The 25,003-nt window shown below is 45.5% G+C and carries 20 protein-coding genes; 18 read left to right on the forward strand and 2 right to left on the reverse strand.

Features of this window, described 5'->3' with window-relative positions:
• The first annotated feature begins 116 nt into the window (after positions 1 to 116).
• The 3 genes from ACYVGO_RS37570 (at position 117) to ACYVGO_RS37580 (ending at position 7,662) form a co-directional block, all read left to right on the forward strand.
• Positions 117 to 1,892, forward strand: a complete 1,776-nt coding sequence (locus ACYVGO_RS37570) for an SGNH/GDSL hydrolase family protein (protein ID WP_460973935.1) — start codon at positions 117 to 119, stop codon at positions 1,890 to 1,892.
• Between the two features lie 2 nt (positions 1,893 to 1,894).
• Positions 1,895 to 2,653, forward strand: coding sequence for a hypothetical protein (locus ACYVGO_RS37575; RefSeq protein ID WP_460973936.1), 759 nt, complete (start codon positions 1,895 to 1,897; stop codon positions 2,651 to 2,653).
• A gap of 137 nt (positions 2,654 to 2,790) precedes the next feature.
• Positions 2,791 to 7,662, forward strand: coding sequence for a tape measure protein (locus ACYVGO_RS37580; RefSeq protein ID WP_460973937.1), 4,872 nt, complete (start codon positions 2,791 to 2,793; stop codon positions 7,660 to 7,662).
• Between the two features lie 48 nt (positions 7,663 to 7,710).
• Here ACYVGO_RS37580 and ACYVGO_RS37585 read toward each other — a convergent pair whose 3' ends face one another.
• Positions 7,711 to 8,214, reverse strand: coding sequence for a DUF6169 family protein (locus ACYVGO_RS37585; protein ID WP_460973938.1), 504 nt, complete (start codon positions 8,212 to 8,214; stop codon positions 7,711 to 7,713).
• A gap of 464 nt (positions 8,215 to 8,678) precedes the next feature.
• Here ACYVGO_RS37585 and ACYVGO_RS37590 point away from each other — a divergent pair, with 464 nt between their 5' ends.
• The 7 genes from ACYVGO_RS37590 to ACYVGO_RS37620 all read left to right on the forward strand — a co-directional run bounded on the left by ACYVGO_RS37590 (position 8,679) and on the right by ACYVGO_RS37620 (position 14,374).
• Positions 8,679 to 9,134 carry a hypothetical protein gene (locus tag ACYVGO_RS37590; RefSeq protein WP_460973939.1) on the forward strand — a complete coding sequence of 152 codons (456 nt, stop codon included), beginning with the start codon at positions 8,679 to 8,681 and terminating at the stop codon, positions 9,132 to 9,134.
• Between the two features lie 132 nt (positions 9,135 to 9,266).
• Positions 9,267 to 9,449: a hypothetical protein gene (locus ACYVGO_RS37595; RefSeq protein WP_460973940.1), complete on the forward strand. Its 183-nt coding sequence runs from the start codon at positions 9,267 to 9,269 to the stop codon at positions 9,447 to 9,449.
• Between the two features lie 195 nt (positions 9,450 to 9,644).
• Positions 9,645 to 10,055: a hypothetical protein gene (locus ACYVGO_RS37600; protein WP_460973941.1), complete on the forward strand. Its 411-nt coding sequence runs from the start codon at positions 9,645 to 9,647 to the stop codon at positions 10,053 to 10,055.
• On the forward strand, positions 10,048 to 11,505 hold the full coding sequence (locus tag ACYVGO_RS37605) for a tyrosine-type recombinase/integrase (RefSeq protein ID WP_460973942.1): 1,458 nt from the start codon (positions 10,048 to 10,050) through the stop codon (positions 11,503 to 11,505). Before ACYVGO_RS37600 ends, ACYVGO_RS37605 begins: the two co-directional genes overlap by 8 nt.
• 172 nt (positions 11,506 to 11,677) lie before the next feature.
• Positions 11,678 to 12,844, forward strand: coding sequence for a tyrosine-type recombinase/integrase (locus ACYVGO_RS37610; protein ID WP_460973943.1), 1,167 nt, complete (start codon positions 11,678 to 11,680; stop codon positions 12,842 to 12,844).
• Positions 12,845 to 12,847: 3 nt separating this feature from the next.
• Positions 12,848 to 13,111, forward strand: a complete 264-nt coding sequence (locus ACYVGO_RS37615) for a hypothetical protein (protein WP_460973944.1) — start codon at positions 12,848 to 12,850, stop codon at positions 13,109 to 13,111.
• Positions 13,112 to 13,390: 279 nt separating this feature from the next.
• A complete protein-coding gene (locus ACYVGO_RS37620; protein ID WP_460973945.1) occupies positions 13,391 to 14,374 on the forward strand; it encodes an HNH endonuclease in 984 nt (327 codons plus the stop codon).
• A gap of 56 nt (positions 14,375 to 14,430) precedes the next feature.
• Here ACYVGO_RS37620 and ACYVGO_RS37625 read toward each other — a convergent pair whose 3' ends face one another.
• Positions 14,431 to 14,616, reverse strand: coding sequence for a hypothetical protein (locus ACYVGO_RS37625; RefSeq protein WP_460973946.1), 186 nt, complete (start codon positions 14,614 to 14,616; stop codon positions 14,431 to 14,433).
• A gap of 317 nt (positions 14,617 to 14,933) precedes the next feature.
• Between ACYVGO_RS37625 and ACYVGO_RS37630 the strand changes: the two genes are divergently transcribed.
• The 8 genes from ACYVGO_RS37630 to ACYVGO_RS37665 are packed head-to-tail and all read left to right on the forward strand — an operon-like array spanning position 14,934 to position 25,001.
• The gene (locus ACYVGO_RS37630; protein ID WP_460973947.1) at positions 14,934 to 15,191 is read left to right on the forward strand and encodes a hypothetical protein; all 258 of its coding nucleotides are present in this window, start codon (positions 14,934 to 14,936) and stop codon (positions 15,189 to 15,191) included.
• Positions 15,184 to 17,079 carry a hypothetical protein gene (locus tag ACYVGO_RS37635; RefSeq protein WP_460973948.1) on the forward strand — a complete coding sequence of 632 codons (1,896 nt, stop codon included), beginning with the start codon at positions 15,184 to 15,186 and terminating at the stop codon, positions 17,077 to 17,079. The genes ACYVGO_RS37630 and ACYVGO_RS37635 overlap by 8 nt, the downstream gene beginning before the upstream one ends.
• 13 nt (positions 17,080 to 17,092) lie before the next feature.
• Positions 17,093 to 19,459, forward strand: a complete 2,367-nt coding sequence (locus ACYVGO_RS37640; protein ID WP_460973949.1) for a hypothetical protein — start codon at positions 17,093 to 17,095, stop codon at positions 19,457 to 19,459.
• A 1-nt stretch (position 19,460) separates the two neighbouring features.
• Positions 19,461 to 20,732 carry a hypothetical protein gene (locus ACYVGO_RS37645; protein WP_460973950.1) on the forward strand — a complete coding sequence of 424 codons (1,272 nt, stop codon included), beginning with the start codon at positions 19,461 to 19,463 and terminating at the stop codon, positions 20,730 to 20,732.
• A 3-nt stretch (positions 20,733 to 20,735) separates the two neighbouring features.
• The gene (locus tag ACYVGO_RS37650; protein ID WP_460973951.1) at positions 20,736 to 21,677 is read left to right on the forward strand and encodes a hypothetical protein; all 942 of its coding nucleotides are present in this window, start codon (positions 20,736 to 20,738) and stop codon (positions 21,675 to 21,677) included.
• On the forward strand, positions 21,677 to 21,925 hold the full coding sequence (locus ACYVGO_RS37655) for a hypothetical protein (RefSeq protein WP_460973952.1): 249 nt from the start codon (positions 21,677 to 21,679) through the stop codon (positions 21,923 to 21,925). Before ACYVGO_RS37650 ends, ACYVGO_RS37655 begins: the two co-directional genes overlap by 1 nt.
• Before the next feature lie 55 nt (positions 21,926 to 21,980).
• Complete coding sequence (locus ACYVGO_RS37660) at positions 21,981 to 22,943, forward strand: hypothetical protein (RefSeq protein WP_460973953.1); 963 nt, start codon at positions 21,981 to 21,983, stop codon at positions 22,941 to 22,943.
• 54 nt (positions 22,944 to 22,997) lie between these two features.
• Complete coding sequence (locus tag ACYVGO_RS37665; RefSeq protein ID WP_460973954.1) at positions 22,998 to 25,001, forward strand: hypothetical protein; 2,004 nt, start codon at positions 22,998 to 23,000, stop codon at positions 24,999 to 25,001.
• Positions 25,002 to 25,003: the final 2 nt, after the last annotated feature.

The following is a 25,003-nucleotide window of genomic DNA, read 5'->3' on the forward strand; positions in this document are numbered from 1 at the left end:
GCTCGATCGACCCGCCAACCGATTCTATCGGAATCGGTTTATGAAAAAGCTAATCACCAAATTAAGCCAAGCTAGCCGTTAAGCGCCGTTCGGGTTTTATTATCGCCACTGGTGATGTGATGCAGGTGAAGGCCAAGCACCTGCCCGCCGATGTAGCGAAGGTGAGTGATACGTTTGTTGGCACAAATCTGGTTAGTCAGACGATTGATGAAGCTGCATGGCCGGGGTCATCGGGAAAGATGGGGCTGGGTGTAACGCCCACGGCAGGTTCGTTTGCGACCAACCTGATTGCCGCTACGCCGGGGCAGGTATTCTATATTCAGGGGCTGGTGAGCGTTCCCGGCAGCGGTAACGTCGCATCCTACTACACCTCAGTGGGTACGTATATTAATCAGATTCCCGCCAGTAGTGTATCGGTTACGACGGGGGGCTGGCTGGTGACGGTACCTTACAGTGCGACAACGGTAGCCTTTATTGGCTTCTACTTTCCAAAAGCCAACGCAGCGGCCGCTGACCTGGTGATTCAGACCGGGGTACTTGTACCCAAGAAGGTAAAAAACAGCCTGATTCCTGATGGAGTATGGCGGAATAACTACCCGAATATACTTTCTAAGCTGCCCAATTTCAGAAAGAATTTTACCGCGCTGAATGGAAAAACAGCAGACGATTCCCGGCGAATCCTGCTGTGGAGTGATTCGCTGTTCGTGCGTGAAGGGTATACTACATTAGGGCCGGTTAATCCGTCTCTATATCCCCCAGGCATAACCAGCAACAACTTTTCGGCTTACTTGTGGCGTAATTTAACCACACTGGAAAGGCCCGATTTTGCACGCTATGATGTGGCAGGAGTATTTACAGAAACGGGCACATGGAGCACGGTTACGACTAATGCAACCTGGGACGACTCAACCGACAGGCCGACTGAAACCCGTTCTTCGCCTACTGCTTCAGCAGTAGTTTCATTTGCAGTAGAGGCAGCATATGGGCGATTCAACTTTATTGACCGAACGGCGACTAATGCAGCCCAGGTTATTACCATAGGAGTAACGGGGGGCAATGGATTACTACAAGTGCAGTTTCCGGGAACTACTACATGGGTCGAGGCCAACGGCGCAACGTTTAGTCAGCGCGAAGTAGACGAAGGAGCTTTGCGGGGTAATACAATATACCAACGTCATACTAATTTTAAGAAGATAGGGGCGGCAGTTGGTGCAAGTACTACCGTTACGCTTACAAAGGATGCAACAACAGATTTCTTTTTGTACTGGGGTATTGAGAAAATAGTAGGTGTAAAGCCGTATTTACAGCTATTAAACCTGGGGCGTGGAGCTCATACCTTCAATCAGACAGCCGGGACAAACTTAGTTGATTACCTCTTAGATGATGTGATTGACCGTAAACCTGATTTAGTAATCGTTGAGATTCCACTTATCAACATGACTAATGCGACGAATTCAATGTCTGCAATTGTCAATTCGGTTCAAGATACTATTTGGGGGGATCGTTCGGGAGCCTTGAATAGTAATAGCCTGAAAAACCTCTCTAGCAACTGGACTACGTTCGAGGTACTTATAGTCTTGCCACACGTACCCAATGCGGCTTATAATTCGGATGGTAGTTTGATTGTGAATGGTGTAGGCTACACAGTTGCCGATTACTATACCGCCGTAAAATCTCTATTTCTGGAAAAAGGGGATTTGCCATTCGTGGATTTGTACCCAGTATTCAAGCGGTATGCAGACAGAAACTTTGCTGGTAATTACTACAACGCAACCGTTGCCAGTGGCAACAATGGCATAACATTACTTAGTGACGGTACACACTGGAATGATACAGGCTCATTGGTAGTCGCTAAAGAGATTGGCCCCATTTTCGATTGTAATACATTATAAATATGAAAAAAAGCTTTAAAGACGCCCTCGAAAACGGGCTAATCGTTGCGTCGATGCTGCCCGATGGTAGCCCATTACTGGCTAACGGCCTGCAATGCTATCAGGCTACTGAAGATGGGTTTAATATGCTCATTGGCCGGTTTCACGCCTTCGGGGATACGCTTAGAAAGCATGATGAGCTAAAGCTAACCGGGGATCAGTTCGCTACAGGCCTAGCTACTATCGAAACCATGCTTAAACGCTGTCGGGCTCAGGCTACTACCGATTCTGAGCAGGTGCTGGATGCTGCCAGTGAGGGGCTGCTCATGGTTGACCGCTTGCGGCAGCGTCAGAGCCTGGGCTTATCGGTCGAACAGGTCTATGAAATTGCCAGCATCTTTCATTTTACCGAGCTTGAAGATCCGGGCGCCGTCGATTGGGCACAAAGCCGAAAGAATCAGGATAGTTGGCTGAAAGATGACAGAGCAGGTGAGTTCTACGCTTTTTTTTTAGGTTCGCCAATCGGCAACTACATTCCGTTAGCCTCGCTGTCCGACAAAAGTATGCTGAGCTTTTTGAAGGAACTCAACATAAACGAAATATTGGACTGGACGAGGATATTATTACAGTTGAGAATGAATGGGACAAGCAGCGTACTGACCACCACTATCGAATCTCGGAGGGAGACCCTATTCGGATTAGATGGCTTACTGAGCAGTGTATTGAGCCCTACTTCGACTATCGCGCTGCCTGGGTCAGAGCCGAACAGCGAAAACCGGTAGATCCACCTAAAAAGAAAGACGAAGAAACAGAGTAAACGCATTACCCCTCCTCTTTAAGTGCCTCCTCTTAGAATACCGGCTGCACAGGCAGCAAACAGGCCAACATCGGCAAATACCACTGTTTAGACATACTGAAAATGTCAGGTTTTAGGGAGGAAAATATCAGGGTCAGGCTACAGCAGGTAATTGAGTCGGATGATATCAAAACCGCGCTACAAGAGCTCATACAACTTACCAAGCAACAGGCTGAGATTACCCAACAGGCCGCACTGTCAGCCCGTACGGGATCTATCCAGCAGGTAACGGCCATTGAAGGCATTATCCAGGCGTTAAAGGATCAGCAAAAGGCACAAAAAGCCAGTGATGACGAAGCCAGCAACTCACGACAAAAGGCCAATACCGAATTAGATGCACTAGGCAAGCAGGTTAGAAACTTCGCTACGCTGGTAGCGGCTGCATTCACCTTTAACGAAATCAAAACCTTTGGTCTGGATATTATAGACGCCAAAACAAAGATTGATTCGGTAAAGATTGCCCTTGATACCATGATTGGTAGCAAGAAAGAATCGGCTGAACTCTACGTAGAAATTGTCAAGCTGGCCAAAGAAACCCCCTTCACGCTGGAACAGGTTTCTGAGCAGGTAGCCAAGCTAAAGGCCTACAATATCTCAACTCAGGATCTTATACCAACCATTACGGCGCTTGGTAACATTGCGGCTGCTGTTGGCTCGGAGAAACTGCCACAGTTGACATTAGCCTACGGTCAGGTAGCTAATGCAGGGCGCTTGATGGGTACTGAACTAAAGCAGTTCACTGAGGCAGGCGTTCCCCTGCTTGATTTGATTGCTATTAGCTACGGAAAAACCAAAGATGCCGTTGTTAAGATGGCAGCTGACCACGAAATCAGCTTTGCAATGGTCAAAAAGGCAATTGCTGATGCTTCGGCTGAGGGGGGCAAGTATGCCGGACTGATGGAGCAAATAAGTAAAACCGTAGGCGGTCAGGTGTCGAACCTTGCCGATACGTTTTTCATTGCAAAAGGTAGAATCGGGGATTTCTTCGAGACTACCATACGGGGCGGTACCAGTAGGCTTAATGACCTGATAACCGCTGTTGCTGGCAGCAATTCAGCAATTAGCAGGAGCCTGGACATTATCAAATCAGTAGCCTCAGCCTTTATTACGTATCAGGTTGCTACCAATGCATCAGCAGTTGCCTCGTCCCTGCTGGCAGGTTATGAAGCCGCTAAAAACGTTCTGTATGGTGCTTATTTACTGACCCTTCGGGCTGTCACGGCCCAACAGATTGTCTATACAGCTGCTCAGACAGAAAGTATTGTAGCGGCTCAATCCTTCGGGGCTGTGCTGGCGGCTAATCCTATTGGAGCAGTAGCGGCTGCTGTCGGTGTTTTAGTTACTGCTTTCTATGCCTACAAAGCAATAACCGATGAAGTCACTACGGCGCTTGGTGAGCAGGAAATTAAGCTGAAGTCTGAAAAGGCTGAGCTAAACGGCATGGCTGATGCTGCTATGAATGCAGCAATGGGTACCAAAGAGCGTAAAGACGCTATCGATGGTCTGATAAAAAAGTATCCGGAATACTTCGCCGGTATCAACTCCGAAAAAATTACCAATAACCAGTTGAAAGAAATTCTCGACAAGGTTAATGATAGCTATGAGAAACGGATAACCCTTGCTCGTCAGGCCTACCAGTTGGAAACCATTTCAGAAAAGGAAAAGCAGTTACTTGAATTTGAGAAAAACTTCTTTGATAGCCTGCCTAAAGAAATAGGCGTACAGTTTGGCGGCAATATTCAAAAGTTTGTCGATACGCTGAAAGAAGGCGGCACAGCAGCCGCAACGCTGAGAAAACAGTTAGATGACTTTGCCCCTGGCGGTGCTGATTTCTTCGGCGGTGTAGCCAAAAATGCAGCTGAGAAATTTGACGCTACTAAGAAAAGCTACGCTGATTTAAACAGCAACATGCAGCAAAGCGACAAAGAGCGGGTTGCTGCTGCTGTTGAAACTGAAAATATACGCTGGAAAAACCAGCAGGCAGCGCTGAAGGTTGGCTCAAAAGCCTATCAGGAGGCTGAGACAGCCCATACGACAGCACTGGCTAAGATCAATGGCACCTATCAGGCAGCAGCCCTAAAAGATACCATTGACCATAGCGAGAAAACCAAGCAGGTAACGCTGGTTTCGGCCAATGAAATAGCTGAGATTGTCAAGGGGGCTGATGCTGATACGCTGGCGGCTAAAATCAAATCGCTACAGGCTCAGGAGAAAGTAGAGATTGACAACGTGAACAAAGTTGTTGTTAGTCGAAAAGCCAGTGCTGAGCAATTAGCCTCATTAGAGGAAAAAGCTAAGGCTGATATCCTGGCTATCCATGAAAAGTATCAGGCCAAACAGGATGCCTTACGGCAAGCGGCAGTAGATACAGTCATGAAAGCTACTGTTGCCGAAACGGATTTAGAGAAAGAGGCTGCTAGTGCTGTAGCTAATTTCAATACCGAGAGTGCCAAGAAAATCAAGAAAAATCAGGAGGATTTAGAAAAGGCGTATGAGCATACAACCAAGCTAAAGGCTGACTTAGTTGAGGTTGAGGCTAAACAGCAAAATGCCAGTGCAATAGCCTCCTATATTCTAACCGCTGATACCGAGCAGAAAAAGCATGATATCATTGTCGAACTAGGCAAAAAAACGGGTGACGATCTGGCTGTTATGGAAGTAGCCAGATTAAAAGACAGAGCGTACGAGGCTGGCTTAGCTGTAGAACGGGCTCAGTTTACCTACGGGCTTGATTCCGAAAACTATCGCAAAGCTGTTGATCTGAAACTAGTAGCGGACAAAGATTACTCGGTAGCTGCTACTGCCTTACAAACTCAGCTTTCTGATAAACTTGTACAGATCTGGCAGCAGCAGGAGCAGCGCAAAAAGCAGCTACTCAATGAAGCAATTCAAGGCATGGTTCAGGCTTTGCAAACCTTCGAGCAGTCGACCCAGCAAATACGGGACAATAGCCTGAATGGACTAAAAACAGAATTAACGGCTGAGTTGGCAGCGGCAGGAGACAACTTTGAAAAGCGTAAACAAATTATTGATCAGTATGACGCTCATGTTCAGGAAGCACTTTACTCAGCCAACGCACTTGCAAAAGTAACCAACTTTCTATCCTCAGCGTTAACGGCTTTTCAAGGCTACACGGCGGCAAAAACTCAGATTGATCAAAATTATAGTTTAAAGGTTCAAGAAATTGAAACTATTAAAAACCTCAGCATTGCCAACGGGCAAACAGAGTCGATTGCCAATGCAATTGCAGCTGATGACCAAAAGGCGGCTAGTAACGAAAAGACTCAGCAAAAAATAGCTGCACAGGTTTCGGCAGTAGCCGGTTTTGTAGGAGGTATTGTTCAGCAGGGCTTGCAAATGAGAATACAGGCAGATCAAGCTGAAATTGAGTCTGCTACGAAAGTTCACGATGCCACAATAGCACTGCTTGAAGATAAATACGCAAAGGAAAAAGCCGTATTAGATAAAACCACGCAGGACAATTTAGATGCATCTACAACTCAGTTCAATAATTCAAAAAGGATACTTGACGAAGAGTTAACGGATAGACTAACAAAGCTAACGAGTGCCAGAAATCAGGAGATAGCGGATGTTAATGCTGAGTATGCCGAAAAGGAAAGGTTAGCGGCTGGCAATAGTGCTGAGATTCAGCGGCTCGAAGATGAAAAAGGGCAAAAGCTACAGAGTATCAATAAAAAGTACGATGATGCAATAACTACGGCCAAAGATGATGCCGGGAAAGCACAAACCGCACTTTTAGATAACTATACAGCGCAACAAAAAACAATTGCCGAAAAGGGTAAAGATGCACAGGTAACGTTACAGCAAACGCTTAATGCAGCTAAAAAGAGTGCTGATGACGATTATAATAATAAGGTACGCGAATTGCAGCGGGATCAATTTAATGCACAGCGCGACATGGCAAAGGCAAGTATTGCTGTATCATTGATTCAGGGGGCGGCTCAATTGTTTGCCATAAATCCAATACTTGGCATTATCGGCGCTTTTGCCGCTGTTGGGGCTGGCGCTTACTTGTTTAGCAAGCTAAACGAAATCCCAAACCCCTATGATGGCTCAACCTCATCAGGGGGCAATTTGGGGGGCGTAAATGGTGATGGTGCAATAGCATTTGACTCAACAGGTAAGCCCATTTACGGCTTTGACGCTAACGGAAATCCGCAGTACAAAAATGAAAAAGGCGAGTTGGTGACAGTTGATAATGAACCCCAAATTAAAAAGCAGTGGAAATATAAGAAAACGCAGTTATCTGACGATCAGACACTGCTCGATCAGCTGACTATTCTGATTAGAGAGAATTCGGCTGCTGCTGTTGGATCAGATTATTACAATGAAACAAAGTCAAAGATTGACAAAATTAATAATGACCATCCAAATTTGGCCGGTGAAATCGCTCGTATTCAACAGGAAATTTCCGATTTAGAAAAAGAGATGACAAAGCAAGGTATTCCCTTTTTTCTTGGCACACCTTACCTTGATTTAGGTAAAAATCCAGCAGGTAGGGATACCATACCGGCACATTTAGGGGGGCAACGAATTCGACTCAATGAGGGTGAGCGTATTATTCCGACTGCTGATAATCTGGAAATCGGGGGGCGCGGACTAAGCAATAAGCAGTTAATAGAAAAGGTAAAGGCTTATGATAGATTTATGTCCGACTTTCCAAAATACAGGGCAATGTCTATGATAATGCCAGAGGGCGGGTATTCGCAACTAAGATTACCAGATAGTCTCATGTCTAAGGGGACTAGTATTGATATATCTGGCATTCAGGATGGATTAAAAAGGGTAGAGTCTGCTATTATGAATAAAAAGCTACTGGCTGTCAATATAGACAATGCTGGTTTCTATTCCTCTATTGAGTCAGCAGGTTCAAAAGTCAACTACTATGCTAACTTGCAGCAGCAGAGGGGGTAACAGCCTAAAAGCCTCGGCCTCTATAGTATGAGTGTCGGGGCTTTGGGGTTATTTTTGATAAAAAACCTCACCAAAGGTCTCTCCTATTAGCTCTTTCATTGGATGTTCTTCCCTGAAAATAGCGGTCACATATGCATCTGCTTCATTTGAGTAATCAAGATGACAATACCCGCTACCATTCTCAGCAAACCAGCTACCGAACATTTTATTTCTTGCCCGTTGCTTTTTATCCACTGAACTACATTGGTAGGTAATTACGAGATGAGGGTTAGCCTCAAGTGCAGCACGTATTGCATAAACAACAGTAGCTTTGATTCTGGGATCAACAACAGCTACTTTTTCGTCTAGCCTTGTTAAAATAAAGGAGAAAGTTAAAAACGACACAGGATTGTCGTTTTGTAAATATGTATTGTCGGGCTTAAATACTATTTTGTATTGAACGTCCTGGTTTGTGTAAAATATGTACACAATATCATCTCCCTGCTCAACCCTTACAAGCGGATAGGGGGATAAGTCCAACAAATTTGACTCCTTTTGGCTTCTGGGACTCATCGTTAGTTTTCAGATATTCTTGAATCTGCTCTTTTTCCTCAAGCATCTGCTTTGCGACACTCTTTTGGTTTTTAACTATAGTTTCCATAAATATAACCACCTATATATAATGACCCTACATCTATTTACAACTTAAACTGCCCGATTGCAGTCAATAGCACATCTTTAACACAATAACAACACATCTATTACACACCTATAACACAACAAAGAAACACAAAAGTTGCGAAATTCATAAGGTTATGAATTTTCTGGAAAATCACAGGAACAGGTTAGGATTAAAGGAAAAGCGGACAAATGGGTAGGGAATTGGCCAATCGTCGCTTTGTGACAACAGCCACCAATTAACTATCAATTACATGAATAGGATTATTTATAGCCGCTATCTAGTGTTTTTGTGGGCTTTAGCCTCATCGACATTGTGTTTTTCTCAGACATTTGACGTTAGGTCTGTCAGGTGGTGGATGAGCAAGCAACAGGTAATGGCATCTGAAAAAAGAAAACCAACAGAGCAAAGTAAAGAGGCTCTTATTTATAAAAACATTAAGGTTGGTGACGATTATGCTACATTGAAATATGAATTTAATAGCAATAAATTGGTAAGCCTAACCTATAGCTACACTAAACTAGGTGGCATTCTATACATGCCTTACATAAGCTTTTCGGCCATTGATCGAAAGGTAACAGAAAGATATGGGGAGCCAATTCAGGCTAAAGAAAAGTGGTATGGCAACGAGAGTGACTATAAGAAGCCCATTGGCTATTCCGATGCAGTTGTTAAAGGTGACCTATCTTTAACAACAACATGGATAACTGAGCGAACATCAATAGTTCACCTTATGCAAAGTGATATTCATGGACTGGCTTATGCATCTAGGTTAACCCCTAAGCCAGCATCAGAAAATACAAAAGACTTTTAAAAAAGAAAGATATTCGCCGTTACAGCAACGTAGAAAAAACATGTAGCTACATGTAATTTGAGATACCATTAAATAGATCCATGTTGTATGTGTGCAACCATTTGTGTATGTTTGGGCATAATCATACTAATTATGAAATACGCAACTCCCTACCAGTACGCAAAGCTTTGCAATGTCTCCACTCAGGCAATCTATAAAAGAATTGCCGCTGGCACACTTGAAAAGGTGCAAATTCCAGACCCGACAGGGGCACTAAAGGACTATATAGATACAGAGAAGTTTCCTCCTGAAAATATAGGGAAAAATAAAAAGTGAATTTAATGTTGCATGTATGCAACTTATGCCTATATTTGTAATGCCAATCAGGAACAGAAAAGCTACACAGTACCCTAAGCGGGTTGCCTAGCAAAGTAAATAACCGAGTTGACAACAAAAAGAAAACCCCAATGCTAAAATTCTTGGCGGAACTAGCAAAGGGGCGATGTGTCACACTTTAACGTCTAAGTAAAAATGAACACGGAGCAAAACTACGTGGGTAGGGGGAATTCTGCAAGTACCTCTCCACAAGCGGCCAAAAACAGGGCCAAAAGCACCAAAATTGCCAATCGTCGGCAAGTTGACTCTTCTAAAAAGATTTCTGATTTGCTGGCGGAACAGGCCAAAATTCAGGGTGAACTATCTCTATTAGTTTGCGAATACAGCAGAACAACAAATGCTATTCCTGCTATCAATGAAATGATGAGCGCGTATGTATCTGGCGCTAACAGTATTCCATTGCAGGAGGAGCAGCTAAATGTTCGCACAGTTCTAGCACTGAGTACCTTTTTGGTAAAGGTTAACGCTTTGGCTGAAATATTGGGAATCTTAGAAAGGGCCATTGAAAGGGCTGAGGCTGAGGGGGGGGCTATGCACAATGAGTAACGCACCCAGACTTCTGCAAAAGAGCCAACGGCGCAAAGCCGATCTTTCAGGCCGACCACAAAAGTATAGTAGAAAGTCCCTAACCAAAAGAGAGATACCGTTAAGTGTACGCTTTGGTTTGATACCAGTTAAGCCGGGGCAAGAGTTCAGTAATCCTCATCCGCTATTTGCTGTTGTTCGTGTGTCGGATGGAATTAGGACAGGGATAACCACCAGTACGCTAGATAAAAAATTATTGGTAAATCCGGCAAATTGGTGTCAAGATGCACAGGCTAGTAAGTTGGCGGCAGACCCAGTAAATCAGAAGCTTGAGAAAATTAAAAGCAAGCTAGATTCTATCTATCTACTCCAAAAAGGTGAGGGACTAGTACCTACATCTAAAACAGTTGTTACTGAGCTTAATACAGGCAAGAGGCCAAAGCCTTTTGACGGAAAATCAGGGCAAAAACTACCTGAGCATGATTTAGCATCTGCAACTAGGCTTAGGGAAAAGTTAACCGCTAAAAGTCCGTTAGTGGATGCCTACCAAGCCTATATTGCTCAGTTGCATGCCGAGAAAGGCACTCACAAGGGATTGTCTCGGACTAGCTTGGTTCGATGGAATTACAGCCTAAACCTCCTGTTGACTTACGCAAAGAAGACAGGTACACCCTTGCCAACGGTAGACAAAATTACAACCAACTGGGCAAGGCGATATCACACTTGGTTGCAGACCAAAATGGGCGGCTCTCGAAACCCAAAGCCCGTTAGTGTTGGACAGGCTAGCCGGTTTGTGCTTAAAATATCCAATGTGTTAGATTGGATGATTGACGATGATATAATTTCCGGTAATCCGATCAGCCGGGGCACTTGGCCGAAATGTCCAGATAAATTAGTTCAGTTTCTTGATCCTGAGCATGTGTTTCAGCTTTTAAATCTCGAATGGGAGGGAACGCAAGGGGTTGCTTTGTGGTGGTTTCTCCTGATGTGCTGCACTGGATTAGACTACCCTGATGCAGTTGCATACGCCAAAAATCGTAAGTCGTTTGAGGTTAAGGGTAGGTCTGGGTATAAGATTGTAGGCAAGCGTAACAAGCCCCCACATAGTGAGTACCATTTGCCACTTTTGGATGAAGTTGATACGTTGTTTAAAATGATCCCCAACGGGCCAATAATCGTTACGAATACCTGCATCAATCGGTACACTAAGTTCATTGAGGAGGAGTTAGGTATTGATTGGCGCATAACGAATAAGACAGCACGTAAAACCTTCGGGTGTCTTATGCTAGCCGCTGGACATCGGATTGCAGATGTAAGCTTAATGCTGGGGCACAGTCGAATAAGCACTACAGAACGATACTATGTAAAAGTGAAGTCCGACTCAATAGACAGGGCTATGAGTCGGGTAAAAGTTAATATAGCGCAAATCGCAAAGGGGAAAGCAGCTACGGAGGGGCAAGACAATGAATAAGCAATGTCCAAAATTACTTACCAAAAAGAGAATACCTATTAGTGTTCGCTTTACGGTTCGCCCAAAATACAATACCCTATTGTGCAGGATAAGTGTCGATGGGGACGAAAGCGGGTTATTTTCTCCTGTGAAGTCTGAATTTCGAGCCGCAATACAAAACGGGAAAGCTGTCATGAAGTGGCTAGCGGCTAGTTCACCAATTCAGCTTGAAGGCAATTGGAATCAGGCCCTACAGCAATCTACTGGACGTAGCAGTGAGGTTCGACAATTTAATGTATCCATTGATGCGATACGTACCCAGCTTAATGCCGTTTATGATCGCCAAATAGCTGCCGGACTTACCCCTACAGCTACGAGCGTCAAGACTGAATACCAAACCGGGGTGCTCTATAATGTCGATTTAGAGGTACTTGTTAAATCAGAAAAGTGGTCACCTATCAATTGCTACCAGCGATACCTGATAGAGCTTGAGTCGGGTCAACTTTCGGAAAAGAAATTAGAAAAGACAACCCTAGGCAAGTGGAGATATGGGCTAACCTATCTAAAAACCTATGTGGCACAAACGCAAGAGGCCAACCCGCTTAGCATTGGCTCTGCAGACGAATTAACCTTGTTTTGGGGTAAGTCTTATCATCGTTGGTTAATGAAAGAGGGGCCAATGTCGGCAGATTCGGCAACGCGCTACGTAAACCGACTAATTGAGTCTATTAATTATGTTGCAGAATCGGGGGATATTAAGCAAAATCCACTGGCTAACCTAAAGCTATCAAGGGGAAAAACGAAGGACGTTTATTTCTTAGAGCCCGAGCACTTAGCGCGATTTTGGCAACTCGATTTAGGTGGTGATTTGGGTGTAGCGTGTTGGTGGATGGGGGTTATATTTTTAACAGGGCTGGATTATCCCGACGTAGTACAATACGTACAAAATAGAGAGAAGTATGAACGAGAAACACCGTTTGGGCCTAAAATAGTTATTCGTCGCGCAAAGTCCCTCGCTGAGTGCCACATACCAATGTTACCGGAATTGGTAGCATTGTTGCAGAGAATGCCAGAGGGTAAAGCCCCTTCAAGTGACAAGATAAACGAGGCTATGAAAGTAGTGCAGGCCCTAATAGGGTTTCAGCATCGACTAACTTGTAAGATAGGCCGAAAAACAGCCGGAAATATCTTCATGATCGAATACGAGAATGTAGGGGCTGTTAGTCGAATGTTAGGCCATTCGTCGGTGACGATTACGGAACGGTATTACGTGAAAACAACCGGACATACTGTAGATAAGGTAATGCAAAAGCGTTTCGTTTCTCCAACTGCTTATCAACCATTTCGGCGCGTGGCCTAAATCATGAAAACTCAAAATATCACCACTAGCTTGCGGCAATTGGCTATCCAGTCCGTTGCTACTCTCTGCGAGTTAAGGCAATCAGAACAGAGGGAAGTTTACAGCTTTCTATCCAATCGACTGTGTGAGGTTTTTGGCGTAAACATCTGTCAATTACCCCAAAATGGGAGTCAATGTATGGTTGATGTGGCTGAGCAAAACGGGCTTTTGAATGAGTTATATTCTATAGTCTGTGCCGAAACGACCTATCTACAATGGGAGTGGTAGCAAAAGTTAATAAGGCTGGTATCAGCATGACCAGCCTTATTAATCTCATTCGTAAGCTGCCGCAATACGAAGAGTGGAAACGGGCTGTATTTATTCGGGATAGATTTCAGTGCCAGCATTGCGGAACAAGGAATGGCCGAAAGATAGTAATAGAGGCAGATCACATAAAAGCCCTATCCTTGCTAGTTCGAGAAAGCGGCATTAAAACTATAGAGGATGCAAAGGTATGTGTGTCATTGTGGAGTATAGATAACGGACGTACGCTTTGTCACTCCTGCCATGAAAAGACCGATAGTTACCCAAAGCAGTTTATTAAAAAGGGAAAGCAAAATGCCAACCGGAAAACACCTAAACAAAGAGCAGCGGGGGCAAATTATTGAAGCCTATCTAAAGAATAGGCAGTCATGTCCCGAACTTGCCAAGCAATTTAATTACTCTCGATCAGCGATTTATAATAGCATTAAGGCTATAAATAAATCAACCCAATTATCAATAACCGAGGATGTGAAGCGGGAAATTGCAAATGAATATTTGGCCGGAAAAACTTGTCTTACCATTGCCAAAGAGAGAATGCGTAGTCAGAGGTTTATTTCTTCACAATTAAGGAAAATTGGCATTTCGGTTAGTCGACGTAAGATTAATGAATCTCAGCGAAAAGTGATTGTTGATAATTACGTTAGCGGATTGCCTACTACTGAAATAGGCCGAAACTTTAACCTTAGTGCCACTCATATTGCCCAAATTCTCAAAGAGGAGGGCGTAGAAATTAGAAAGGGTAGGGTATTTTCACAAAAAGAGCGAGATGAGGTAGTTTCCCTTTACGTTAGCGGATTGCAGACAGCAGTAGTTGCCAAGAGGCTCAACATTACAACCCAACAGGTAAGGGTTATCGTTCGGAGTGTTGGCAAGACTAGAACACTAAAGGACAGTGCTAGGAGTGGGCAAGACTGCCACCTATGGAAGGGGGGTATTTCAAAGCTAAACAACCTGATTCGCGCCTTACCTCAGTATAGAATTTGGAGGCAATCCGTGTTTATAAGAGACAACTTTATTTGTCAACACTGCCATTCAAAGACAAAGCAATCAAGGGCAACAATTGAAGCAGATCACATTTATGGGTTTGCTAAAATCATTAAGGAGTTCAATATAAATTCGCTCGAAGATGCTTTAGTGTGTAGCAGGTTGTGGGACATAGAAAATGGTCGAACTCTGTGTAAATCATGCCATAAGAAAACCGACAATTATGGGCGCAAAAGTGCCTAGTTTTCTGCCACCAACAAAATGCCTCAACTTTCTCAGTTGAGGCATTTTGTTTTTTGCTAGCGGAATCGCCAAAAAATCACATCTTCAATTAGCCTATCTTCATCGGTAATAAATACCTCCTCTTCTGAATCATACCAGCATGCTATAATTACCTCATTTTCGCCTTTAATTTCAACGGCACAATCAAGATTTGGCAGCTTCTTTTTTGGATCAAACCAAGTGCGTTTTTGCCCCTTATTCATAATTAGAAAGGGACAACTAATGTGCCAGTCAGTAACCTATCAAAGTACACTTATACTTTTTCACCCTAGAAGCCAAAACGCTCTACCATTCAGAAATAAGTGTGCCGTAAACTGACTCAAATACCTCAGTAGGCGGCATGAGCTTGAGGTAATAATAACTTTTGTTATAATTGTATTAATATTTGTTATACGACTATACCAATACTGTAGTCAATTGGTTTGCCTCCCTCCTCTTCGGTTACCTCCTCTTTATTTTCCACCAACTAGCGGCATAAAATGGCCAATCGACTAGGCATTTACCTACAACAGCAAAAAGGATGAAAGTACAGAAACAGTTGCCCAAAGCCAGACAGCGCTATTACGTCGATGAACCTGTAGTTGTCATTCCGCTTGCTCAGTTTGAACGGCTGGCTAACCACATGACAGATATCGCTATGCTGGATCAAAAAACAATGAATCAGCAACTAGCCGTAAAGTCTCGTCATTCCTTAATTCTTAAAGAGGCAAGGGCTGAAATAAAAGCGGCTAAAAGCTACTACAAAATCAAGGCAACCAAACCCGATACCGATGCTTAGTTATTTCCTAGATAATCAGCCGGTTTCAGGTCCATTGAAAGTTGATGGGCTTACGCTGAACAAATCGCTGAATAGAACCTATTGGGGTTTTGTCTATCGAAAGCTAGGCTACCTGAAAGGGCCAAGCAACTTACGCTTTGAAGATCCTGACGCAATGGCAACAATGGATGCAGCCTTATTGCGCTCGGGCTTAAAGGCACAAACGGCCTTTCGTATTGAGCAGGTGGGACAAATCCTGTATGATGGGTTTGTTGATTATGCTACGTATGACAATGACGGTGACGGAATTGAAATAGGCCTTCGGGATGATCAGGCAGTTTATGATTTTTCCACCAATGCATCAACTACCTATGCCCTGGCACCCAATCAACTTATTAGCCTGCATGAGCGTAGGCTAGGCAGTTTGCCGGGGCTCATTACTGACCCCAATAACCTAACTGTACAGCGCTCGGAAACCTCAGCCGTAGTTCTTAGCCACTCAGTACCCTTTACGCGTCGGGCTGATACGGATGACACCATATCAGGCACCTTAGCCCCTGTTGTTACTCCACTGGCATCAGACCCCTGCTATCGTAACACATCGGCACTTACTCAGCTTGTGAAACTTAAGGGGCTGATATCGGTAACAGCATCAGCATCTACCAATCAGGCAATAACCTTACGGGCTGTCCCCTCAGATAACCTAGCGAATGTATCTGTAATTGCTCAGCGTCCTATTACCTCAACTCCTACCCTGTTTCAGGTAGCGGTTGATGTTTCGGTTTACGTAGCAGCTGGCGCAAGCCTAAAACTGGAATGGATTGGCAGCAGTACGGCTACAAAGTGGACATTCACCTATGATTCACTGACAACCATTGCCCTGAGTGACGAAAAGAGTTATGCAGCATCAAGTGCCTATAGTATGCTGGCACTTGATGCCTTTAAGCAACTTGTGAGCAAGTTGACCGATGGTAAACTAAGCTTTCGTTCAGATTGGCTCAGCAAAGGTGAGGGCTATGGGCTAATGGTTGCAAATGGGGCGGGTATCCGGAATATCAATAAAAACCTATCCGTATCGCTAAACTCCTTATTTCAGGGGCTTACAGCTATCTGGAATCTAGCATTATGGGTTGATGGGCAGACGATCAGGGTTGAGCCAAAGGATAAAAAGCCAGCCAGTAAAACCCACATTGATACAATTTTAAATCGTCGGGAAAAGATGGCTACTGAGTTTGTCTATAACTCGGTAAAGGCTGGTTTTTCAACGTGGCAGGCTGACGGTTCCAGTCTGTCAGCTGATGAGCCAAATGGCTTACGTACGTATTCAACGGGCATTAGTACAGTTATCAATGAACTAAACCTAGTATCGGAATTCATTACGGCATCTGGCATTATTGAAGTGCAACGGCGCAAACAGTTTGACCCTAAAACAGCCAGCAGCAATACGGCTGACAGCCTAGATGATAAGCTGTTTCTAATCAATGCCGTGCCTGGGGCAACGGGCTGGAAAGCGGAGACCTACGAAAAGATCAGCTTCGCTACGGGTAACTATGATGTCAATACGCTCTACAATGCCCGAATGAGCCCAGGCCGAAGCCTGTACAGGTGGGAAAACTGGCTTAGTGCTTCCTTACCTCTTGCTATGCAATCTGTGCAGGGATCTGCTACGCTTATAACCACATCAGCAGGAGTAACGATTAATGAAGCAACGCCAACGCTGGGCCAACCGGCTCGGGTTCCCAGGCTGATAAGCCTTACTGTTCCGCTCAGCATGATTGAGTACGCTAATCTGGGGGATACGATAGAATATGTCTACAGGGGCAATCTGCATGAGGGGGATTTACTCGATGCAACATGGCAGCTGACAAAAGAGGCTGAAACCGGCACCTTATTACTACTCGAACGATAAACGATTCTATTTAATGAACGCATTTGACGCTTTTTATCGCTTTTTTACACTGGCTGATAGTGGTATGGTTTGGCCGAAAAACACAGCCTTGCCTGACACCCTATACCCAAATTTACCCGCTGTGCCTGGGGATAAGTTCAGGTTTTTGGTTCCACCTTCTGACTGTGGCGGCATAAAGCCTGAGCAGCTGGTTATCTGCCTTCGGCTAAAAGGGGATACCTCAGAACCGGCACCAGATGACTCAATACCAATCGGCATCTGTGGCTACATCAGGCATCAGGCAGGCGCTACGTATACAGAAATACGTTTGCGGGTTAATGCGGCGCCAACGGCTGACAATTACACGCAGTTTGCTATCATGGTCGGCAATAAAAATGTAATGGGTACCTTTCGGGCTCAGCTTGAATCGATCGATGAGTATTGTAACGCCATAAAAAAATTCTACACTGACTTTGGGTTTGCGCTGGTAGAAGCGGATAGGATTGATCAGGAAATACGCATACGGGTACATCCTAATGATCGATTTAAACTAAACTCTGAACCAATGCGAATAGGCATTGGTACGGTGAAAGAGCGTAATCTTAATACCCCTGCTTTGCTGGCTCAGAAAGTAGCAGGCCTAAGCCTAGCGGCTGAGGATAGGTACACACTCAGCGTTAGTGCTGATATCCAGAAGGGTAATGTTTTTGGACTTGAAACACTAACCTATACCGCTATCGGCACCGAGAAACCAAGCGACATTTTACGGGCGCTCGGAGTATCGTCAGGCTCTTTCTCAAGGGCTGGCGGCTCTACCGTTGTAGCCTATGCCCAAACAGGCTCCCAGGTGCTTTCAAATACAAACCATCCAACCTTACAACTGCTGTACGTGGCTACATCGGGCGGCAATGATCAATATACAGCGGTTGTTTCGGCTGACGTACTAACGGGCAATGTTTATCAGGTTGCAGCAGCAGGATCAACTACGCGAACGGTTACCGCGACGAGTTCAGACACAAAGGCAACCATTGAAAGCCTGTTCAATACGACAGGCGGCTATTTTGTATTGCCTGCTGGATCAGTGCCAGTCATTACGGTCCTAACCGGAACTCAGCGGGTTGCCAATGCCAACAACCCAAGTGTTAGCCTAAAAAATACGCTGAGCCTGCCACTTCGAACGGTCGACCGCTACACTGTATTTGTGGGTAGTTCCGTTGTTCAGGGCAATGAGTTTAGTTTAACGATTGGGGAAACTACCCAGGTGGTTAGCGCGGGGGCTGATGACACACCGCTGAGTATTGCGGCTGCATTGGGCTATGACTCTAACCCGTTTATTGTCGACGTTGAGCCTGGGGTAATAGCGAAGGCATTAGCCAGAAAAGGACCGCTGTATAATGAGGAAAACAATCTGGCTAATGTTACCCTGATTTCGTCGCGTACCTATCGAAATTTACCCTATGTGGCTGAGGTAGCAATTCCTTTTGATAAAGCGCCGGGAACCTATCAGCTGGTACTGCAACGGGGCTTAGTCGAAATCGGGCGAAGTAATTATATAAAACTTCGCTCGGACAAAAGAGAAACAGCCCTCGTACGATTCGGCACCCTAAAGCCCGAATCGGTTTTTGGCCTGACCTATGCCGAAGATGGTCTCATGCAGCAAATACGATTGCCAATTTATCTGGACAGCCCAAGAGGTGAGGAAACGGAGAATATATACTCAGATCTTGATTTTACTGACGTTCGGGGGCGTATGACCGTGAAACCAAAACGGGCGCTAACAACCACCATGCAGGGGGCAGCATTTCACTGGAATATGCGAATGGCACTCAAGCACCCTGCTTTGTACATTGATTCAAAACCTTACTTCTGTGAAGGTCCGTACTCCGAAACCGAGAATCAGGGCAAGGGTCGAATCAGGCAGGGACAGGCTACATTAACAGCTAAAACAGGGCTTGATTATAGACCAACTTTCGACCCAATAAGTGATTCACTGTCAATCACTTACTGCTCAATAAATGAGGTTGCCGGACTGGGGGGGTTGTGGTTGGCCGTAAAGAGATTGAATTTTGTAAGCACAATATCGGAAGGGGTAACAATACCAGCAGCTGAGTATGATTTATTGATACGAACCGGGGCAGACCCGCTGAGACTAACAATTAGTCATGAAAACAGACTGGTAACAACGCTTTTCCTTACACCTAACAGGCTAAATCATTTGCGAAACATTCGACTTGAACCGGGGTGTATTCGACTTAACGCAATACCAGTAACGATTAAGGCAACGAGCCTGCTGCCTGATTTGTATGACCCGCAGGATGCCGATGTACTAACGCAGCATCCTGAAACAGTGCAGCGTTCTGGCGATTTCGGTCCTGATTTCTACGATCCAGATTTCAACTAAAATGACACTAGCAGCCTTTCGTACCTGGATAGTATCCACGTTTTTTTCCAATAGCACCGGCAACATTTCCGGGGTTGAGCTACAGCAGGCTTTGCTTGAATGTGCTAACCAGCTGGAAGCTGCAACAACCTGGACGCCAATTTTTGGGGTTGTCAGTGATTCTCAGCGCAGGGTTTTACAGGTTATTGACTGGATTAACGGAGTAGGTACAAAACCTGTTGTTCCTGCTTATGTTGGGGCTACTGGCTACGTCGCTACGGCAGCACTGGCGGTTGATATTCGGGGGGCAGCAGGTGCTACAGGGGCATCGGGCACGGCATCGGCAAGTTCACTGCTTCAGGTCACTAATTTTAATCCGGGCGTCGGCGTACTAGCACAACTTATTAACTCGGCAACCATTGACGGTAGCAATACGGGATCAATGCTTGACTTTACAAAAGCTGGCTATAATGAATGGCGAATAGGATTAGCGGGGGGCACGGCTGATGCCTTTATTATTCAGGGCTTTGCTGGGGCGACATTTCCAGAATTTCTTCGAATCGATAGTACAGGAAAGCTCGGACTTGGTACAACTGCCCCATCGGAAAAATTAGATGTTGTTGGCAGTGGTCAGTTTGTTGGCAACCTAACTGCAAAGCATGCCTCAAACCCTGCTTTAAGGGTTTTACTAGATCAGGCAGATAATACAGTTGTTAATACGATCTTTGGCGAACTTCAATTTATTGCCTCTGTGGGACTACAGAAATGTGCTTCAGTTAGAGGATTTGTAAGTGCCTTTTCTGATTCTGTAGGCTTGGCTTTCTGGACAACATTTGCCGGAACATATGCCGAATCTGCCAGAATTACCCCAGATGGACGGTTAGGTATTGGCGTAACCAGCCCAAGCGAAAAACTAGATATAGCCGGTCGAATCAAAACAAGAGGTATTGTAACGAACGGTAGTGCTCCAACAATTGCGGTAGGTGCTGGGCTTGGCACAACGGGCACGACAGCAGCAATTGTAGCCGGTAGCAATGATATGGCAGGCAAGATGACACTGACAACAACGGCGGGTGTTGGTGTTTCGGCAGTCATGGCTACAGTCACCTTTAACGTTGCCTATGGGTCAGCCCCCAGGGCAATAATCCTGAGTCCGGCTAATGCGAAAGCCGCTGATGAACGAACTCGGTTTTATGTCTCGTCTATTACGGCATCGGGCTTTGTTGTTTCCGGCGCCTCGGTCTCGCCTTCACAACCCTATTCATTTGATTTTCAATACGTCGTTATCGCCTAACCTATGAGCATAGTAACCGCAGACATTACGGGTGGGGCATATGCCAGTTCAGTGCTGGTTAACGTAGCGGCTGACGTTGACAACGGCACTACGATTGTCGTCTGTCGGGGTGAATTTGTTGTTGGTTCGGGGCTGGTAACCGATGGAACTGCCAATGTTGTAGTAACGCCCTTAGCGTCTGGCGATATTATTCAGGCATCGGTAACCGAGCGGGGCAATCAGGCAGGCATACCCGTACGAGTCGACGTAAACCCGCTATCGGCTACGGGCTGGGTAAAGCCTGATATGCTCGAAACGACGCTCGAAGATGGTACGGTTTTAAATGTTCCGGCTGATGCCTACGCTGAATCGTTTGGTGAAGTTGCTGGCGCAATCTATGATCCGGTAACGGCAGGGGCAACGCTGCTGCCTGCTGATTATGACAAAGAGCCGCTAATTGAATTGGGGTTCGACTTAGAAACGACCCAGCAGGCAGGCACTACCACCATTCGCGTTGTTCCTCGTGGTAATGAAGGGTTACTGGTTGGCTGGAACGGGGCAAGTCCAACAAGTCCAGCGGCATTGGTACTGACTACATCGGCAACCATTACCGTAGCTGTAGAGCGGGATGACAACCCTGGCATAATTCTAAATCGGTCGCTGTCGGTCATTGTGTTACCGGAACCTACCTACCCCTCAGCACCAGCAGCGGGGGACATTAAAAGTAGCTGCTGGCGCAACTATGGAAACGGCTTTATACGGGCAATGATCAACTGTCTAAAGCCCTGTGAAGCGCAACTGGTCGGCTACTCCTCAACGTGGATTCCGGCCATTACCAGGGAAACAAATTTTCAGGAGGCTGATTGGTCAGGTCCAGTGCCAGCAGGAACCTATACCTGCAATATTCGGGTGGTTGGGGAAGAGGATTCAGCTAACTATTACACGTATCTAATCACAGTTTTATAATGGCTAAATCTAAGACAATGGAGGAAAAGGAGAAAAGCAAAGCAGGCGAATCAGACGCAATCGAAACCAAGTGTATCAGCATTGACGAGCAAGGGGGGCGGGTTGTTTTTGAAACCAATGCAGCAGACGGAACCAAGTTTAACGCAATGATCGATCAGGAGCAGGTAGAGGCTACTGCTGACAAAGGCCAGATCTGGTTTTATCTAAACCGCTCTCTTTCTGCTGAGCCTATCGTCAGGCTTCTGTAAAAATACCCGGTCGGGTGACTAGTAAACAGTGAACAAGTAAACAACAACTTAAAAAATGGGAGCATCATTAAAAGATTTCGTTTCGGACCCCTACGCTGTCGGGGCTCCTTTGCGTATAGCGGCTACGGGCAAGAAATTACCCAAAGGCAACTATATCGGGCTGTTTTTCGTGCCTAAAAACACCTTGCCAGACATTGGGTCAGCAACCACGTTTACCCCTCCCCCATCGGGGTCACCAGTAGCGGTTACAGTAGACAATATTGTCACTATGCTGCAAGCCTTAGCCTGGAACGGGCAGTGCTGGGCATTTGGTAACGGCGTTGTCAATGGCAAACGCGGCAAGCCCAAAGAGGACATGGAAAAGGTTGTGTTCGGCTCTCGCCGGTCGGCACGGCCAACGGGTGAAGTTGAAGAAATCCTCGACTTTACGTTTAAATACTTCTATTTAAACCGGCTGTTCTTCAATCAACTTCGCTACAACTTTGGCGAGTATGATATTTACGCCTTTACGGACCGTAGCGTAGAAACCTATCGTTACGATCTGGCAGAGCCGGTTTTCCTCAACATCGGTGACGAAACGGCGGGTAACAACACGGAAGAAATTGTCGGTGGTTTTCAGATTTCACTTGGCTCTGATGGGCAGGTAGATCCTGACCTTATTTCCGGGTCATCGGGCTTTGAAAAGCTGCTTTCTGTCAGTCAGTTTAAATACACGTTCTCGCCAACCATTACGACGACGGTACTTGTCAACGTACTGTCAGGCGCTCAGTTCAATATGACCGCTGGCAGTGGTGGCACCATTACCCGAGCGCTGGTACAAACTACGGCAACCTCAGTTGTTAAGTTTAGCCTCTTTTCAGCTGATGGGTCAGCCCCTCCTGCCTTAACATCGATCAACACTAGCACAGGAGTTGTAACGATTGGCGCCCTGACAGCGGGTACGTATAGCCTGAAAGTTATTGCCGAAAACGTTACGGGCGTTATGGGTGAATGGGCGTTTAAAGTGGTCGCTTCCTAATTTCTAATCTCTTCCATCTGGACAGGCAGCTGTTCAGGTGGAATCTTTACAACTATGCTGGATTTTAAACGAGATATTGAACCTTACCTGGAGCTAGACGCAAGCGGGAAACCGAAAGCTCGGCTACTGCATACGTTCTATCAGGCCAGCATTGACCACAGGGACCGGCTACGTACTGTTTTTAGAAAGCAGTACCCTGATTATCTGGACATAAACCGGCCAAAAGAGCGCGAAGCCTACAAGATTTACCGGAAAGAAATCTACCGAAACCCGATGCGGCCTTTACGTCGTCGGGTTATTGAGGCACTTGATTACATCAAGCAGGCGGACGATTTTGACGTTACCTATCCTAAGATTTCGGCAGAGGCTACTGATTCATTCAAGGCTTTTGTTTCTGATAGTACCTATACGAAGGATGGCAATTTTGTTGACTGGTTTTTTGCCAATATTCGTAAAAAGTACGTCGATGACCCAAACGCTGTATTCGTCGTTCTGCCACTAACTCAGCCAGACAGCGACACCGAACGCGTGAAGCCTATGCCCGTGCTGATTAAATGCGAATGCGTTTATCAGTTCCGCAAAGGCGAGTTTGCTGTTTTGGAATCCCCAGAACGTACCTGGATACAGACCGAAAAAGGTCCGGAGAAAACCGGCAAGATTCTGATTTTCGTTGATGGTGACAGTTATTGTGTAGCTCGTCAGTTAGCCAAGAAAGAAGCCAATCAGGAGACTAGTTTGCTATGGGATATTACAGGTGCTCAGTATTTGGCCAATGCTGAAAATCCTGAGCAGTTTGATTTCTATTTCAAGGCACCGGCTCACAATTGCCCAACGATGCCAGCCAGAAAGATTGGCAAAATCAATGAGGATGAAGCTGAAGAGAAAACAGCCAAGAAATCAACGTATACGCTCGTCAGTTCAAATGATGCCGGGGAGGAATATTTTGAATCAATCCTGGCGGATGCCTTGCCACACATTGAAGGTACGCAGGAGGTTGGCAGTGACATTCAGGTAGAGCGTAATTTTCACGTTAGCGGTGAGGAATGGCGTTTTGCCCCTAAGAAATGCCCTGATTCGGCAGTGGGGGGCGCTGGAGAATGTGTTGATGGCTATATACCTATAAAGAATGCCAGTCACGAAATGATTGGTAAGGCTAAATGTCCAAAATGTGAAGGCGGCTACGTTACCAGTGGCTCAGGCGTTGGCGGTTTGATAATCGTTAGTTCACCGTCTGCCAACAATCCACAGGATGAAGGCAGGCCAAGCAATTTGCCAATTCCCCCAGGCGGCTTTATTCCTCGAAATATTGACCCAATAAAAGTATTTATTGGCGAATTCGACCGGGAGAAAAAAGCGGCTTACGAGGTGACTAATATGCAGTTCCTGATGGAATCGCTTAACAATCAGAGCGGCATAGCGAAGGCGCTGGACCGTGAAGAACTGTATAAGACGCTGATTGTACACGGAAAGCATATTTGTTCCCTGTTGCAATTTGGCTACGAATGCGGGGCTTATCAGCGAAATCAGGCAAGTGAAATTCCTACTGTGCTGTCTCCTGTTCGGCTAAGCATTGAGAATTCAGAGATTACCAGGGCGGAACTATCTGAAGCTGTTAAAAATGAGTTTGACGCTAACCTACGGGCACCGCTTGAAAAAAAGCTAATCGAATACCAGTCGGGCAAAAACTCAGATTACTACCGTAGCTATGAAATCCGGGAACGAATGGATTTTTATAAAAACTACAACATGGAATCTAAGCTATTCCTGTTGTCGACTGCTCGTTTGACAATGGACGTACAGAGCCCTCAGTACAAAGCACTAGCGGAACGGGTTTGGCTGTCGGTCAATTTTGACGGACTGGTAGCCGATCAACTAAGAAAGGGTGAGGGATTTTGGGATTTAAAACCTGATAAGCAGTACGAACGGTTGTTGGCTGGAGTGAGGGAAATTCTTGCTGATGCAAAGCCCGTAATGATTGATCCAAAAACGGGATTGCCAACACAAACAGAGGGCGTATTAGGGCCAATAGCGGACATTAAAAACAATAACCAATTGTAGGG

The organism is Spirosoma migulaei (assembly GCF_054776855.1).

Coding starts and splice junctions, on each gene's coding strand:
- ACYVGO_RS37575 (WP_460973936.1), top strand. CDS start 1,895: ATGAAAAAAAGCTTTAAAGACGCCCTCGAAAACGGGCTAATCGTTGCG.
- ACYVGO_RS37580 (WP_460973937.1), top strand. CDS start 2,791: ATGTCAGGTTTTAGGGAGGAAAATATCAGGGTCAGGCTACAGCAGGTA.
- ACYVGO_RS37585 (WP_460973938.1), bottom strand. CDS start 8,214: ATGAGTCCCAGAAGCCAAAAGGAGTCAAATTTGTTGGACTTATCCCCC.
- ACYVGO_RS37590 (WP_460973939.1), top strand. CDS start 8,679: ATGAGCAAGCAACAGGTAATGGCATCTGAAAAAAGAAAACCAACAGAG.
- ACYVGO_RS37595 (WP_460973940.1), top strand. CDS start 9,267: ATGAAATACGCAACTCCCTACCAGTACGCAAAGCTTTGCAATGTCTCC.
- ACYVGO_RS37600 (WP_460973941.1), top strand. CDS start 9,645: ATGAACACGGAGCAAAACTACGTGGGTAGGGGGAATTCTGCAAGTACC.
- ACYVGO_RS37605 (WP_460973942.1), top strand. CDS start 10,048: ATGAGTAACGCACCCAGACTTCTGCAAAAGAGCCAACGGCGCAAAGCC.
- ACYVGO_RS37610 (WP_460973943.1), top strand. CDS start 11,678: ATGAAGTGGCTAGCGGCTAGTTCACCAATTCAGCTTGAAGGCAATTGG.
- ACYVGO_RS37615 (WP_460973944.1), top strand. CDS start 12,848: ATGAAAACTCAAAATATCACCACTAGCTTGCGGCAATTGGCTATCCAG.
- ACYVGO_RS37620 (WP_460973945.1), top strand. CDS start 13,391: ATGAAAAGACCGATAGTTACCCAAAGCAGTTTATTAAAAAGGGAAAGC.
- ACYVGO_RS37625 (WP_460973946.1), bottom strand. CDS start 14,616: ATGAATAAGGGGCAAAAACGCACTTGGTTTGATCCAAAAAAGAAGCTG.
- ACYVGO_RS37630 (WP_460973947.1), top strand. CDS start 14,934: ATGAAAGTACAGAAACAGTTGCCCAAAGCCAGACAGCGCTATTACGTC.
- ACYVGO_RS37635 (WP_460973948.1), top strand. CDS start 15,184: ATGCTTAGTTATTTCCTAGATAATCAGCCGGTTTCAGGTCCATTGAAA.
- ACYVGO_RS37640 (WP_460973949.1), top strand. CDS start 17,093: ATGAACGCATTTGACGCTTTTTATCGCTTTTTTACACTGGCTGATAGT.
- ACYVGO_RS37645 (WP_460973950.1), top strand. CDS start 19,461: ATGACACTAGCAGCCTTTCGTACCTGGATAGTATCCACGTTTTTTTCC.
- ACYVGO_RS37650 (WP_460973951.1), top strand. CDS start 20,736: ATGAGCATAGTAACCGCAGACATTACGGGTGGGGCATATGCCAGTTCA.
- ACYVGO_RS37655 (WP_460973952.1), top strand. CDS start 21,677: ATGGCTAAATCTAAGACAATGGAGGAAAAGGAGAAAAGCAAAGCAGGC.
- ACYVGO_RS37660 (WP_460973953.1), top strand. CDS start 21,981: ATGGGAGCATCATTAAAAGATTTCGTTTCGGACCCCTACGCTGTCGGG.
- ACYVGO_RS37665 (WP_460973954.1), top strand. CDS start 22,998: ATGCTGGATTTTAAACGAGATATTGAACCTTACCTGGAGCTAGACGCA.